At 62.9% G+C, this 15,691-nt stretch carries 13 protein-coding genes and 1 tRNA gene; all 14 read right to left on the reverse strand.

Annotation, left to right across the window (positions count from 1 at the left end):
• The coding region (locus tag D573_RS14505) for a GTP-binding protein (RefSeq protein WP_018137563.1) at positions 1–96 on the reverse strand (96 nt) is incomplete at its 3' end.
• A 45-nt stretch (positions 97–141) separates the two neighbouring features.
• The gene (gene fusA, locus D573_RS0113430) at positions 142–2,238 is read right to left on the reverse strand and encodes an elongation factor G (protein WP_018939104.1); all 2,097 of its coding nucleotides are present in this window, start codon (positions 2,236–2,238) and stop codon (positions 142–144) included.
• 22 nt (positions 2,239–2,260) lie between these two features.
• On the reverse strand, positions 2,261–2,728 hold the full coding sequence (gene rpsG / locus D573_RS0113435; RefSeq protein ID WP_018143874.1) for a 30S ribosomal protein S7: 468 nt from the start codon (positions 2,726–2,728) through the stop codon (positions 2,261–2,263).
• 33 nt (positions 2,729–2,761) lie between these two features.
• A complete protein-coding gene (gene rpsL / locus D573_RS0113440; protein ID WP_018143873.1) occupies positions 2,762–3,136 on the reverse strand; it encodes a 30S ribosomal protein S12 in 375 nt (124 codons plus the stop codon).
• Between the two features lie 108 nt (positions 3,137–3,244).
• A complete protein-coding gene (gene rpoC, locus D573_RS0113445; RefSeq protein WP_018939105.1) occupies positions 3,245–7,465 on the reverse strand; it encodes a DNA-directed RNA polymerase subunit beta' in 4,221 nt (1,406 codons plus the stop codon).
• 71 nt (positions 7,466–7,536) lie between these two features.
• Complete coding sequence (gene rpoB / locus D573_RS0113450) at positions 7,537–11,616, reverse strand: DNA-directed RNA polymerase subunit beta (protein ID WP_018939106.1); 4,080 nt, start codon at positions 11,614–11,616, stop codon at positions 7,537–7,539.
• Positions 11,617–11,747: 131 nt separating this feature from the next.
• Entirely contained in the window at positions 11,748–12,125 is a 378-nt protein-coding gene (gene rplL / locus D573_RS0113455) for a 50S ribosomal protein L7/L12 (protein ID WP_018143870.1), read from the reverse strand.
• Between the two features lie 71 nt (positions 12,126–12,196).
• Entirely contained in the window at positions 12,197–12,718 is a 522-nt protein-coding gene (gene rplJ / locus D573_RS0113460; RefSeq protein ID WP_018143869.1) for a 50S ribosomal protein L10, read from the reverse strand.
• A 214-nt stretch (positions 12,719–12,932) separates the two neighbouring features.
• Positions 12,933–13,628, reverse strand: a complete 696-nt coding sequence (gene rplA, locus D573_RS0113465; protein ID WP_018167856.1) for a 50S ribosomal protein L1 — start codon at positions 13,626–13,628, stop codon at positions 12,933–12,935.
• Between the two features lies 1 nt (position 13,629).
• Complete coding sequence (rplK, locus tag D573_RS0113470; protein WP_018650512.1) at positions 13,630–14,061, reverse strand: 50S ribosomal protein L11; 432 nt, start codon at positions 14,059–14,061, stop codon at positions 13,630–13,632.
• Between the two features lie 65 nt (positions 14,062–14,126).
• The gene (gene nusG, locus D573_RS0113475; RefSeq protein ID WP_017940468.1) at positions 14,127–14,660 is read right to left on the reverse strand and encodes a transcription termination/antitermination protein NusG; all 534 of its coding nucleotides are present in this window, start codon (positions 14,658–14,660) and stop codon (positions 14,127–14,129) included.
• Between the two features lie 17 nt (positions 14,661–14,677).
• A complete protein-coding gene (gene secE / locus D573_RS0113480; RefSeq protein WP_018167854.1) occupies positions 14,678–15,043 on the reverse strand; it encodes a preprotein translocase subunit SecE in 366 nt (121 codons plus the stop codon).
• A gap of 37 nt (positions 15,044–15,080) precedes the next feature.
• Positions 15,081–15,156 (reverse strand) — tRNA-Trp (locus tag D573_RS0113485).
• An 86-nt stretch (positions 15,157–15,242) separates the two neighbouring features.
• Positions 15,243–15,691 (reverse strand): EF-Tu/IF-2/RF-3 family GTPase (locus D573_RS0113490; RefSeq protein WP_018939107.1); only part of this gene is annotated, 449 nt, incomplete at its 5' end.

Below are 15,691 nucleotides of genomic sequence, written 5' to 3' on the forward strand. Positions count from 1 at the left end.
CATCGCCGCCGTCAGCGTCGTTTTCCCATGGTCCACATGACCAATCGTACCCACATTCACATGCGGCTTCTTACGCTCGAACTTTTCCTTGGACACAGCTCAAACCTCTTTACAGTTCTTTCAAATAACGCGAATTCGGGATCAGGACGCTTTGGCGGCTACCGCCTCGGCGATCTGCGCGGGGGCCTCGGCGTACTTCTCGAATTCCATCGAGTAGGTCGCGCGACCCTGACTCATCGAGCGCAACTGGGTCGAGTAGCCGAACATCTCGGACAGGGGAACCTCGGCCCGCAGCAGCTTCTGCCCGGCGACGTCTTCCATGCCCTTCACCAGGCCACGACGGCGATTGAGGTCGCCCATCACGTCGCCCATGTACTCTTCGGGTGTTTCCACCTCGACCTTCATCATCGGCTCAAGAAGCACGGCGCCGGCCTTCAGCGCGCCTTCCTTGAAGGCCATGGAGCCCGCAACCTTGAACGCCATCTCGTTGGAGTCAACGTCATGGTAGGAGCCATCGAACAGCGTGACCTTCACGTCCTCGACCGGATAGCCGGCGAGCACACCATTGGACATCTGCTCGGCCACACCCTTGTTGACCGCCGGGATGTAGTCCTTGGGCACCACACCGCCCACGATGGCGTTCTCGAACTGGTACCCGCTACCGGGTTCCAGCGGCTCGAGGCGCAGCCACACGTGGCCATACTGGCCGCGACCACCCGACTGCCGCACAAACTTGCCTTCCTGCTCGACCGTCTTGCGAATGGTCTCGCGGTAGGCCACCTGGGGCTGCCCAACGTTGGCCTCGACCTTGAACTCGCGCTTCATGCGGTCCACCAGCACCTCGAGATGGAGCTCGCCCATACCCGAGATGATGGTCTGACCGGACTCTTCGTCGGTATGCACCTTGAAGGACGGATCTTCCTGCGCCAGCTTGTTCAGCGCGATACCCATCTTTTCCTGGTCGGTCTTGGTCTTCGGTTCGACCGCGATGGAGATCACCGGCTCCGGGAACTCCATGCGCTCGAGCTCGACCGGGTCATTCGGATCGCACAGCGTCGTACCGGTATAAAGGTCCTTCAGGCCGACTACCGCGCCGATGTCGCCTGCACGCAGCTCCTTGATCTCCTCGCGGGAGTTGGAGTGCATCTGCAGGATACGACCAATCCGCTCGCGGCGGTTGTTTTGCGTATTCAGCACCGAGTCCCCGGCCGACAGCACGCCCGAATAAACGCGAACGAAGGTCAGGGAACCCACATAGGGGTCGGTCATGATCTTGAACGCCAAAGCCGCGAAGGGCTCGTCGTCCGACGCGTGCTTGGCCACCGGCTCTTCGGTGCCCGCCTTCACGCCCTTGATCGCCTTGACCTCCTCCGGAGAGGGCAGGTACTCGACAACCGCGTCCAGCATTGCCTGAACGCCCTTGTTCTTGAACGCGGAACCGCACAGCATCGGGACAATCTCGAGCGCGAGGGTCCGCTGGCGCAGGGCCGACTTGACTTCTGCCTCGCTGAGATCGCCCTCGTTGAGGTACTTGTCCATCAGCTCTTCGTTCGCCTCGGCGGCGGCCTCGAGCATATTCTCGCGCCACTTGTCGGCTTCGGCCTTCAGGTCATCGGGGATGTCCTTGTACTCGAAGCTGATACCGAAGTTCTCTTCGTCCCAGTAGATCGCCTGCATCTTGACCAGGTCGATCACACCCTTGAACTGGTCCTCGGCGCCAATCGGCAACTGGATCGGCACCGGGTTGGCCTGCAGCCGCTCCTTCATCTGCTCGTAGACACGCAGGAAATCGGCGCCGGCGCGGTCCATCTTATTGACGAACGCGAGACGCGGCACGGCGTACTTGGTTGCCTGACGCCAGACCGTCTCGGATTGCGGCTGCACACCGCCCACGGCGCAATACACCATGACCGCGCCGTCGAGCACGCGCATGGAACGTTCAACCTCGATGGTGAAGTCCACGTGCCCGGGCGTATCGATGATGTTCACTCGATGCTCGTCGAACTGCTTGGCCATGCCGGACCAGAAGCTGGTGGTCGCCGCGGAGGTAATGGTGATCCCGCGCTCCTGCTCCTGCTCCATCCAGTCCATCGTGGCGGCGCCGTCATGCACCTCGCCGATCTTGTGCGACAGACCGGTATAGAACAGGATGCGCTCGGTCGTCGTCGTCTTGCCGGCGTCGATGTGCGCGCTGATCCCGATATTCCGGTAGCGCTTCAGTGGTGTCTTGCGTGCCACGGTGAGCCTCTCTAAATCTGGTTTACCAGCGGAAGTGAGCGAACGCCTTGTTCGCTTCCGCCATGCGGTGAGTGTCTTCGCGCTTCTTGACGGCCGAACCCTTGCTGTCCGAGGCGTCCATCAGTTCGCCGGCCAGCTTCAGGGCCATGGTGCGCTCGCCCCGCTTGCGGGCAGCCTCGACCACCCAGCGCATGGCCAGCGCATCCTGACGCACCGAGCGCACTTCCACCGGAACCTGGTAGGTCGCACCACCAACGCGGCGGGACTTCACCTCGACACGCGGGCGAATGTTGTCCAGGGCGCGTTCCAGCGCACCCATCCCGTCGCCCTGCTTGGACTCGATCTGGTCCAGGGCGCCATACACGACCTGTTCGGCGACGGACTTCTTGCCGTCACGCATCACCGTGTTGATGAACTTGGCCAGGCGCTCGCTTCCGAACTTCGGGTCGGGGAGGATGTGACGCTTGGGGGCTGCTGCTCTTCTAGACATGTTTCAGTTCCCGGACTGGATCATGGATCACGGTTAGGATTTGGGACGCTTGGTGCCGTACTTGGACCGGCCCTGCATGCGCTTCTGCACACCCTGGGTGTCCAGGCTGCCGCGCACCGTGTGGTAACGCACACCCGGGAGATCCTTAACACGGCCGCCACGAATCAGGACCACCGAGTGCTCCTGCAGGTTGTGGCCTTCCCCACCGATGTAGCTACTGACTTCGTAGCCGTTGGTCAGCCGCACGCGCGCAACCTTGCGCAGCGCGGAGTTCGGCTTCTTCGGGGTGGTCGTGTAGACACGGGTGCAGACCCCGCGCTTCTGCGGGGAACCCTGCAGCGCCGGCACGTCGCTCTTTTCGACGGGGCGCTTGCGGGGCTTGCGTACCAACTGGTTGATCGTGGCCATGAAACCCTTTCTCCTAGCCTAAAAATAACGACAGGCCGGCGCCGAGACCGGACTGTCGAGGGAGCGGAAGTCTAATCGCCGCCCCCGTGAGTGTCAAGGTGGGACGGGTCACTCGGACCCGTCTTCCGTGGTACCCGGGTCGGTCGTAGCCGGTTCGGAGTCGGCGATCACCGCCGGCGCCTCCGCTACCGTCTCGAACTCGGGCATTTCCAGTGCGCGCTTGCGGCGACGCTCCTTGTGATAGGCGAGGCCCGTCCCCGCGGGGATCAGGCGTCCGACAATCACGTTTTCCTTCAGGCCGCGCAGATCGTCACGCGCACCTCGGGTCGAGGCCTCGGTGAGCACGCGGGTGGTCTCCTGGAAGGAGGCCGCAGAGATGAACGACTCGGTCACCAGCGACGCCTTGGTGATACCCAGGAGCACGCGCTCGTAGGTTGCCGGCTGCTTGTCGGCACCCAGCTGCTCGTTCTCCTCCAGCACCCGAATGCGATCCACCTGGTCCCCGGCGAGGAACTTGGTGTCGCCGGCGTCCTCGATGTTCACCTTGCGCATCATCTGGCGGACGATCACCTCGATGTGCTTGTCGTTGATCTTCACACCCTGGAGACGGTAAACGTCCTGGATCTCCTGGACCTGGTACTCGGCCAGGGTGGTGACGCCGCGCAGACGGATGATGTCATGCGGATCCAGCTCACCGTCCACCACGACCTCGCCACGCTCGACACGCTCGCCTTCGAACACGTTCACGGTACGCAGCTTGGGAATCATCATCTCGACCGGGTCACCCTTGTCCGGGGTGATCACGAGACGCTGCTTGCCCTTGGTCTCCTTGCCGAAGGACACGGTGCCCGAGATCTCGGCCAGCACCGCCGGCTCCTTGGGACGCCGCGCCTCGAACAAGTCGGCCACACGCGGCAGACCACCGGTGATGTCACGCGTCTTGGAGGACTCCTGCGGCAGACGGGCAATGACGTCACCCACCTCGACCCGGGCGTTGTCCTCCAGGTTGAAGATCGCATTGGCCGGCAGCATGTACTGCGCGGGCATGTCGGTCCCCGGGATGTACACCTCGTTGCCGTCGTCGTCCAGCAGCTTCACCGTCGGGCGCAGATCCTTGCCCGCCGTAGAGCGGCTCTTCGGATCCAGGACCACGTTGGACGACAGGCCGGTGAACTCATCGGTCTCCTTGGTGACCGTCACGTTCTCCACGAAGTCCGCGAGGCGCAGGTTACCGGCCACCTCGGTGACGATCGGATGCGTATGCGGATCCCAGCTCGCGACTTCCTGGCCGGCTTCGACGGCATCGCTGTCGTGGACCGTGATCAGCGCGCCATAGGGAATCTTGTAGCGCTCCCGTTCGCGACCCTGATCGTCGATCACACCCAGCTCGCCCGAGCGCGAGACCGCGACCAGGTTGCCGGCCTTGTTGGTGACCGTCTTCAGGTTATGCAGACGGACAGAACCGGAGCTCTTCACCTGGATCGCACTGACCGTCACGGCACGGCTCGCGGCCCCGCCGATATGGAAGGTACGCATCGTCAGCTGGGTACCCGGCTCGCCGATCGACTGCGCGGCGATGACGCCCACGGCCTCGCCGGCGTTGACCTCGTGGCCACGCGCCAGGTCACGCCCATAGCACTTGGCACAAATGCCCTGGCGGGTCTCGCAGGTAATCGCGGAACGCACCAGCACTTCGTCGACCGAAGCGGCATCCAGGGAGTCCACCATGGCCTCGTCCAGCAGCGTGCCGGCCGGGATCAATACCTCATCGGTACCCGGGCGCAGCACATCGACCGCAGTGGTCCGGCCGAGCACGCGGTCGCGCAACGGCTCGACCACGTCGCCACCTTCGATGATCGGCTTCATCTGCAGGCCCTGCTGGGTCCCGCAATCCGGCTGGGTCACCACTACATCCTGGGAGACATCCACCAGGCGACGGGTCAGGTAACCCGAGTTCGCGGTCTTCAACGCCGTATCGGCCAGCCCCTTACGGGCGCCGTGGGTGGAGATGAAGTACTGCAAGACGTTGAGACCTTCGCGGAAGTTCGCCGTGATCGGCGTCTCGATGATCGAGCCGTCCGGCTTGGCCATCAGGCCACGCATGCCGGCCAGCTGACGAATCTGCGCAGCGGAGCCACGCGCACCGGAGTCGGCCATCATGAAGATCGAGTTGAACGAGTTCTGCTCGACCGTCTCGCCGTCCTTGTTGACGACCTTCTCCTTGCCGAGCCGCTCCATCATGGCCTTGGCGACCTGGTCATTACAGTGAGACCAGATATCCACGACCTTGTTGTAACGCTCGCCCTTGGTCACGAGACCCGAGGCGTACTGGTTCTCGATCTCCTTAACCTGTTCTTCGGCACCCTGCAGGATCGGCTGCTTCTCGTCCGGGATCACCATGTCGTCGGCGCAGAAGGAGACGCCGGCACGGGTGGAGTAGTAGAAGCCCGCGTACATCAGCTGGTCCGCGAACACCACCGTATCCTTCAGACCCAGGCGGCGATAGCACTGGTTAATCAGGCCGGAGATCGCCTTCTTGTTCAGCTCGCGGTCAATCAGCTCGAACGGCAGACCCTTGGGCATGATGCGCGACAGGATCGCGCGACCCACGGTGGTCTCCTGGCGCAGGTACGGCAGGCTCTCGCCCTCGCCGACCTCGGCCATGGTGTCGCCAATCCGCACGGTAACGCGCGCGTGCAGATCCACCAGCTTGTGTTCGTAGGCGCGGTGGACTTCATCCACGTCGGCGAACGTCATGCCTTCGCCCTTCGCGTTCACCTTCTCGCGCGACAGGTAGTAGAGCCCCAGGACAATATCCTGCGACGGCACGATGATCGGCTCGCCGTTGGCCGGGGACAGCACGTTGTTGGAGGACAGCATCAGCGTGCGCGCCTCCAGCTGGGCCTCCAGCGACAGCGGCACGTGCACGGCCATCTGGTCACCGTCGAAGTCCGCGTTGAACGCGGCGCAAACCAGCGGGTGCAGCTGGATCGCCTTGCCTTCGATCAATACCGGCTCGAACGCCTGGATACCCAGGCGGTGCAGGGTCGGCGCGCGGTTCAGCATGACCGGGTGCTCGCGGATCACCTCTTCCAGGATATCCCAGACCTCGGGACCTTCCTTTTCCACCGCCTTCTTGGCGGCCTTGATGGTGGTCGCGAGACCACGGCGCTGCAGCTTGCCGAAGATGAACGGCTTGAACAGCTCCAGGGCCATGCGCTTGGGCAGACCGCACTGGTGCAGGCGCAGAGTCGGGCCCACCACGATCACCGAGCGACCGGAGTAGTCGACACGCTTGCCCAGCAGGTTCTGGCGGAAGCGGCCCTGCTTGCCCTTGATCATGTCGGCCAGGGACTTCAGCGGGCGCTTGTTGGTACCGGTGATGGCACGGCCGCGACGGCCGTTATCCAGCAGCGCGTCCACAGACTCCTGCAGCATGCGCTTTTCGTTGCGCACGATGATGTCCGGGGCATTCAGCTCCAGCAAGCGACGCAGACGGTTGTTGCGGTTGATCACCCGGCGGTACAGATCATTCAGGTCGGACGTCGCAAACCGGCCGCCATCCAGCGGCACCAGCGGACGCAGGTCCGGCGGCAGTACCGGCAGCACCTTCATGATCATCCACTCCGGCTTGTTGCCGGAATCGAGGAAGGCCTCGACCAGCTTGAGCCGCTTGCCGAAGCGCTTGATCTTGGTCTCGGAACCGGTCTCGGTCAGGTCCTGGCGCAGCTTCGTCGCTTCGGCCGGCAGATCCATTTCCTTCAACAGGCTCAGCACGGCCTCCGCGCCCATCAGCGCGGTGAAGTCGTCACCGTGCTCTTCCATCGCCTCGAGGTATTCCTCGTCGGTCAGGAGCTGGCGCTTCTCCAGCGTGGTGAAGCCCGGATCGGTGACGATGAAGGACTCGAAGTACAGGACCTTCTCGATGTCCTTCAGGGTCATGTCGAGCAGCAGGCCAATACGGGACGGCAAGCTCTTCAGGTACCAGATGTGGGCAACCGGCGAGGCCAGGTCGATATGGCCCATGCGCTCGCGCCGGACCTTGGTCTGGGTCACTTCGACGCCGCACTTCTCGCACACCACGCCACGATGCTTCAGGCGCTTGTACTTGCCGCACAGGCACTCGTAGTCCTTCACCGGCCCGAAGATCTTCGCGCAGAACAGGCCATCACGTTCCGGCTTGAACGTCCGGTAATTGATGGTTTCCGGCTTCTTCACCTCGCCAAAGGACCAGGAACGGATCTGGTCCGGGGACGCAAGACCGATGCGGATCGCATCGAACTCTTCCGGCTGGGTCTGTTGCTTGAACAGATTCAGGAGGTCTTTCATTCGCTTGCCTCACAAACTTGGTTTCGAGGGGCGCACTGCGCCCCGTCGGATCACAATCGGATCGGAGAAGATCAGTCCTGCTCGAGCTCGATATTGATGCCGAGCGCCTTGATCTCCTTCATGAGCACGTTGAACGACTCGGGGACGTTGGCCTCCATGTGGTGCTCACCGTCAACGATGTTCTTGTACATCTTGTTGCGGCCCTGCACGTCGTCCGCCTTCACTGTCAGCATTTCCTGCAACGTGTAGGCGGCGCCGTAGGCCTCCAGTGCCCAGACCTCCATTTCGCCGAAGCGCTGACCACCGAACTGCGCCTTGCCGCCCAGCGGCTGCTGGGTGACCAGCGAGTACGGGCCGGTGGAACGTGCATGCATCTTGTCGTCGACCAGGTGGTTCAGCTTCAGCATGTGCATGTAGCCCACGGTGACCGGGCGGTCGAAGCCGTCCCCGGTGCGCCCGTCGTACAACTGGGCCTGCCCCGTTTCCGGCAGGTCCGCCAGACGCAGCATCTCCTTGATCTCGGCCTCTTCGGCGCCGTCGAACACCGGCGTCGCCATCGGCACGCCACCGCGCAGGTTGCGGCACAGGGTGATGATCTCGGGGTCCGATATGGAGTCGAGGTCCACCTTGCGTTCGCGGTTGTTGTAGATCTTGTCGAGGAACTCGCGCAGCTTGGCGATCTCGGCTTGCGCCTCGAGCATGCGGTTGATCTTGTGGCCGAGACCTCGGGCCGCCCAACCCAGGTGCACTTCCAGCACCTGGCCGACGTTCATGCGCGAGGGCACGCCCAACGGGTTCAGCACCACGTCGACCGGGGTACCGTCCTCGAGGAACGGCATGTCCTCTTCCGGCACGATCATCGAGATCACGCCCTTGTTCCCGTGGCGACCGGCCATCTTGTCGCCCGGCTGCAGGCGGCGCTTCACGGCCACGTAGACCTTGACCATCTTCTGCACGCCTGGCGGCAGGTCGTCGCCCGCGGCCAGCTTGGCCTTCTGGTGCTCGAACTTCTTCTCGAACGCCTCGTGCTGATCCTTGATCTGGCGACCCAGGTCTTCCAGCTGGCTGTTGACCGCATCGTCCTGCAGGCGGACCTCGAACCACTTGTCGCGGGACAGCCCCTGCAAATACTTCTTGGTCACCTTGGAGCCATCACCCAGCCCATCCGGGCCACCGGCGGCGGTCTTGTTGACCAGCAGCCGCTCGACGCGGGCGTAGATGTCATCCTCGTAGATGCGCAGCTGGTCCTTCAGGTCCTTCTGCACAGCGGCCAGATCGTCGGCCTCGATCGACCGGGCGCGGGCGTCTTTCTCCACACCGTCGCGGGTGAAAACACGCACGTCGATCACCGTCCCCTCGATGCCGGATGGCACACGCAGGGAGGTGTCCTTCACGTCCGAGGCCTTCTCGCCAAAGATCGCCCTCAGGAGCTTCTCTTCCGGCGTCAGCTGGGTCTCGCCCTTCGGCGTGACCTTGCCGACCAGGATGTCGCCCGGGTTCACCTCGGCCCCGACGTAGACCACGCCGGACTCGTCCAGCTTGTTCAGCAACGACTCGGAGACGTTCGGGATATCCGCGGTGATCTCTTCCTGGCCGAGCTTGGTGTCACGAGCGACACAGTTGAGCTCCTCGATGTGGATCGTGGTGTAACGATCCTCCTGCACCACGCGCTCCGAGATCAGAATCGAGTCCTCGAAGTTGTAGCCATTCCAGGGCATGAACGCGACCATCATGTTCTGCCCCAGCGCCAGCTCGCCCAGATCCGTGGACGAGCCATCGGCAATCGCGTCACCGCGGGCGATTTCGTCGCCGACCGCAACCAGGGGACGCTGGTTGATGGAGGTGTTCTGGTTGGAACGCGAGTACTTGGTGAGGTTGTAGATATCCACGCCCGGCTCGCCGGCGACGGTTTCGTCGTCGTTCACACGGACCACCACACGACCGGCGTCCACCGAGTCCACCGTACCGCCGCGCTTGGCGACGATCGCGGACCCGGAGTCGATGGCGACGGCGCGCTCGATACCGGTACCCACCAGCGGCTTGTCGGCCCGCAGGCACGGCACGGCCTGACGCTGCATGTTCGCGCCCATCAGGGCGCGGTTGGCATCGTCATGCTCCAGGAAGGGCAGCAACGCGGCGGCCACCGACACGATCTGCTTTGGCGAGACGTCCATGTACTGGATCTTGTCCGGAGACGAGATCGTGAACTCCTCCTGGTGACGGCAAGACACGAGGTCATCGCTCAGGCGACCTTCCTCGTCCATCGCCGCGTTCGCCTGGGCGATCACGTACTGGCTTTCTTCGATCGCGGAGAGGTAGACGATCTCCTCGGTCACCTTGCCCTCTTCGACCTTGCGATACGGCGTCTCCAGGAAGCCGTAGCGGTTGGTGCGGGCATACACGGCCAGCGAGTTGATCAGACCGATGTTCGGGCCTTCCGGAGTCTCGATCGGGCACACGCGACCGTAATGCGTCGGGTGCACGTCGCGCACTTCGAAGCCGGCACGTTCGCGGGTAAGCCCGCCCGGACCCAGGGCCGAGATACGCCGTTTGTGCGTCACCTCGGACAGCGGGTTGTTCTGGTCCATGAACTGCGACAGCTGGCTGGACCCGAAGAATTCCTTGACCGCGGCGGCCACCGGCTTGGCGTTGATCAGTTCCTGCGGCATCAGGCCTTCGCTCTCGGCGACGGTGAGACGCTCCTTGACCGCGCGTTCGACACGCACCAGGCCAAGGCGGAACTGGTTTTCCGCCATCTCGCCCACGCTGCGGATGCGACGGTTGCCCAGGTGGTCGATGTCATCGGTACGGCCGTTGCCGTTACGCAGGTCAATCAGCACCTTGAGGACATCCAGGATGTCTTCCGGCGACAGCACGCCCGCGCCCTCGTCGGTATCGCGACCCACGCGGCGGTTGAACTTCATCCGGCCCACGGCGGACAGGTCGTAGCGATCTTCCGAAAAGAACAGGTTGGAGAACAGGTTCTCCGCAGCGTCCTTGGTCGGCGGCTCGCCCGGGCGCATCACGCGGTAGATCTCGACCTGGGCCTCCAGCTGGCTCTTGGTCGGATCCAGACGCAGCGTATCCGACATGTACGGACCGTGGTCGTAGTCGTTGGTGTAGATGGTCTCCAGCGACTTCACGCCCTCGGCGCGCAGCTTGTCGAGCATCTCCTGGGTCAGGGCGTCATTGGCATTGGCGATCAGTTCCCCGGTGGACTCATCCACCACGCCCTTGGCCAGCACCCGACCCAGCAGGTATTCGTCCGGCACCCGCAGGGTGTTGATGCCGGCCTTCTCGATCTCCCGGATATGGCGCGGCGTAATACGCCGACCGGCCTCGACAATGACGGTTTCGCCATCGGTAATGTCGATCACGGCAGTCTCGCCGCGCATGCGCTCGGGGATCAGGTCCAGCTCGCCGCCGTCATCGTCGAGGGTGAGCTGATTGAATTCGAAAAAGGTGGTGAGGATCTCTTCGGTATCCATACCCAGTGCGCGCAGCAGGATCGACGCCGGCAGCTTGCGGCGACGGTCGATGCGCACGAAGACCCCGTCCTTGGCGTCGAACTCGAAATCGAGCCAGGAGCCGCGGTACGGAATAATGCGGGCGTTATAAAGCAGTTTCTGTGCACTGCCCTGGGTCTTGCCCTTGTCGCTGTCGAAGAACACGCCCGGCGAGCGGTGCAACTGCGACACGATTACGCGTTCGGTACCGTTGATGACAAAGGTGCCGTTCTCGGTCATGAGCGGCATTTCGCCCATGTAGACTTCCTGCTCCTTGACCTCCTTGACCACGGTGGAACCCGCCGGGGCTTCCTTGTCGTGAATCACCAGGCGCAAGAGGACACGCAGCGGGGCCGCATAGGTCACGCCACGGATCTGGCATTCCTTCACGTCGAACATCGGTTCGCCCAGGCGATAGCTCACGTACTCGAGCTGGACATGACCGGAATAACTGACGATGGGGAAAACCGACTGAAACGCCGCATGCAGGCCCATCGGATCCCGCCCGTCGGACGCTCGGTCCGCCTGCAGGAAATCCCGATAGGAGGTCAGCTGGGTTTCCAGCAGGTACGGGACTTCGAGGATCTGGGGACGCTTCCCGAAGTCCTTGCGGATACGTTTCTTTTCGGTATAACTGAGGGCCATGGCTTACCTCGGAGGCTAGCTGAACAACGCGCGACAAAACACGCGCCACCACGGGCTGAGGCTGGCGACCAAACGGCCGCCAGCCTCAGGGCTTCGTGATGTACACGAAAACAACAGGCGCAAGCGCCTTCTTACTTCAGTTCGACGGTGGCGCCCGCGCCTTCCAGCTCCGCCTTCATCTTCTCGGCCTCGTCCTTCGGAGCGCCTTCCTTCACGGTCGCCGGCACGCCTTCGACCATTTCCTTGGCTTCCTTCAGACCCAGACCGGTCAGGCCGCGGACGACCTTGATGACGCCGACCTTGTTCTCGCCGAAGCTCGACATCACGACGTCGAACTCGTCCTTGACTTCAGCGGCAGCGGCTTCGCCACCAGCGGCAGCCGGGGCGGCCGCAACAGCGGCAGCGGCGGACACGCCGAACTTCTCTTCCATCTCGCTGATCAGGTCCACAATCTCCAGGACCGTCATGTTGCCGATGGCTTCCAGGATATCTTCTTTCGAAACGGCCATTTCTTAATCTCCTAACGGGTCGAGCCCGAATTCATTCAGTACATGCTGCAGAAGCAGGCTTGAAGGGTTCTTCAGGCTGCCTGCTTCTGATCACGGATTGCTGCAACGGTACGCACAAGCTTGCCCGGGACTTCGTTCACCGTACGGGCGAACTTGTCGAGCGGTGCCTTCATCGTGGCGAGCAGCTGCGAGAGCGCCTCATCACGGGTCGGCAGGCTCGCGAGGCGATCGAGATCGTTCGCCCCCATGAGCTGCCCACCAAAGGACACCAGCCGGACCTTCAGCTGATCGTTTTCCTTGGCGAAGTTCTTCACCAGGCGTGCCGCGGAGCCAGGCTCCTCTTCACTGAAGGCAAGGATCAGCGGACCCTGCAGCTCGGGCTGCATGCACGCGAAATCCGTACCCTCAATGGCACGCTTGGCGAGGTTGTTCTTCACCACCCGCAGATAGACCCCGGTAGTGCGGGCCTGCCGACGAAGGTCGGTCATCTGCGCGACCGAGAGACCCCGGTACTCCGCGGCGACCGCGGAATGCGCCGAGGCAGCAACCGTAGCCAGCTCCGAGACAATCGCCTTCTTGTCGTCGAGATTCAAAGCCACGTTGACTCTCCTCTAGTAAGACCACCCGGAGGTGATCGTGAAACCGGGCGAACCCGGCACTTCGGTGCTCCCGTCGCAGGTACTTCCTGAATCGGGTGACACCATCTGCGCAGGCTGGAGTATTAAGCCGGGCCCTGGAGCTCGGCGCCTGCGGTCTTGGATGGCGTGCCGCTTGCGCGACAGCCGACCAAAAACCGTATTTTCTTGCTTAGAGCTCCAACGAGCCCTGATCGACCTTGACGCCCGGACCCATGGTCGTCGAGACGACCACGGCCTTGACGTACTGCCCCTTGGAGGTCGCCGGCTTCATCTTCAGCAGGTCAGCCAGCAGGGCGTTCAGATTGTCGGTAAGCGAATTCGTGTCGAAATCGGCCGCGCCAATAGTGCAGTGGACGATGCCACCCTTGTCGGTGCGGTAGCGCACCTGACCACCCTTGGCATTGGTCACCGCGGTGGCCACATCCGGGGTCACGGTGCCGACCTTCGGGTTCGGCATCAGGCCGCGCGGGCCGAGAATCTGGCCGAGCTGGCCGACGACGCGCATCGCATCCGGGGAGGCGATCACCACGTCGAAGTCCATCTGGCCGGCCTTCACCTGTTCGGCGAGGTCGTCCATGCCGACGACATCGGCCCCGGCTTCCTTGGCGGCATCAGCGTTCGCACCCTGGGTGAACACGGCCACGCGCACAGTCTTGCCATTGCCATGCGGCAACACGGTGGAACCGCGCACCACCTGGTCGGATTTGCGCGGGTCCACGCCGAGGTTCACGGCAACGTCCACCGACTCGCGGAACTTGGCCTTGGGCAGGTCACGCAGGAGATCAAAGGCTTCGGTGACCGGATACAGGTGACCCGGCTCCACCTTCTCGCGATAGGCCTGCATACGCTTGGAAAGCTTCGCCATGTCAGAGACCCTCCACTTCGAGGCCCATACTGCGGGCACTGCCGGCGATGGTACGCACGGCGGCATCGAGATCAGCCGCGGTCATATCCGGTTCCTTGGTCTTCGCAATTTCTTCCAGCTGGGCGCGCGTCACGGTGCCGACCTTGTTGGTGTTCGGCTGACCGGAACCGGACTGAATGCCGGCCGCCTTCTTCAGCAGGACCGCCGCCGGGGGCGTCTTGGTAATGAACGTGAAGCTGCGATCCGCGTACACGGTGATCACCACCGGAATCGGCAGACCGGGCTCCATCTCCTGGGTCTGGGCGTTGAACGCCTTGCAGAACTCCATGATGTTCACGCCGCGCTGACCCAGCGCCGGGCCCACGGGCGGGCTCGGGTTGGCCTTGCCAGCCGCCACCTGAAGCTTGATATACGCTTCGATTTTCTTTGCCATGAGGACTCCCTCGGGTGCGAACGCCTTGCGGCTCCCCGATTAACAGGTGATGACGCTTGCGCGTCTCAGGTTTTCTCGACTTGGTGGAACTCGAGTTCCACGGGCGTCGACCGCCCGAAAATCTGAACCGCCACTAGCAGACGACTCTTGTCGTAGTTGACTTCCTCGACCACGCCATTGAAATCGTTGAACGGGCCGTCGATTACGCGGACCATCTCGCCCACCTCGAACAGCACCTTCGGACGCGGCTTCTCGGCACCTTCCTGCATGCGCTGCAGAATCGCGTCGGCTTCCTTGTCGCTGATCGGCGCCGGACGGTCCGCGGTGCCACCGATGAAGCCGAGCACGCGCGGCACGGCCTTGACGAGATGCCAGGCCTCGTCGTTGAGGTCCATCTGAACCAGGACATAGCCGGGGAAGAACTTGCGCTCACTCTTGCGCTTCTGGCCGTCCTTCATCTCGACGACCTCCTCGGTGGGCACCAGGATTTCGCCAAAGTGGTCCTGCATGCCGAAACGCTCGATGCGCTCCTCCAGGGACCGCTTCACCTGTGCCTCGAAACCCGAGAATGCCTGTACGACGTACCAGCGTAGTGCCATGGGGAAAATCCTGCTGCTTATCCGATGAACCGACTGATGCCCCAGCCCAGGAACATGTCCAGGAGCCAGAGCATGATCCCCACCAGGATCACGACGGCAATGACGATCAGCGTGGTCTGGGTCGTCTCTACGCGGGTGGGCCACACCATCTTGCGCACCTCGGTGCGCGCGTTGCCCATAAAGCCGGCGAGCTGGCTGCCCTTGGCGGTCGTCATCGCGATCCCGATGGCGACCCCCACGACGGCAAGCAGCCCGAGGACGCGAATCAGAGTGGATTCGTCCTGGAACCAATAGAAGCCCATGACGCCGGCAATCAGCAGCGCCACGGCCACCGCGAGCTTGACGGTATCAAGCACGCCGGTCTGTTCCGATTGTTCACTCATGAATACGTATCACCCGGTGCTGCCGCCATCTCGAAGATGGCAGGCCAGGAGGGACTCGAACCCCCAACCTGCGGTTTTGGAGACCGCTGCTCTGCCAATTGAGCTACTGGCCTAGAAATCGAATCGACAAGAAACAAACGCGAGAGACGACGCACACGGCGCCGCCTCTCGCGGTCAGTCTGTCAACTTGTCTACTATATCACTCGATGATCTTGGAGACGACGCCGGCGCCCACAGTGCGGCCGCCTTCGCGGATCGCAAAGCGCAGACCGTCTTCCATCGCGATCGGATTGATCAGGGACACCGTCATCTTCACGTTGTCACCCGGCATCACCATCTCGGTGCCTTCCGGAAGCTCCACCGAGCCCGTCACGTCCGTCGTGCGGAAGTAGAACTGCGGACGGTACCCGTTGAAGAACGGCGTGTGACGACCGCCCTCTTCCTTGCCCAGGATGTACACCTCGGCTTCGAAGTGCGTGTGCGGGGTAATCGAACCCGGCTTGCACAGCACCTGACCTCGCTGGACGTCGTCACGCTTAGTGCCGCGCAGCAGAATGCCGACGTTGTCGCCCGCTTCGCCCTGATCCAGCAGCTTGCGGAACATCTCGACACCGGTGACGGTGGTCTTCTGCGTGTCGCGAATGCCGA

Origin of the sequence: Thioalkalivibrio sp. AKL9 (assembly GCF_000377825.1) — a bacterium.
Classification (GTDB): domain Bacteria; phylum Pseudomonadota; class Gammaproteobacteria; order Ectothiorhodospirales; family Ectothiorhodospiraceae; genus Thioalkalivibrio; species Thioalkalivibrio versutus.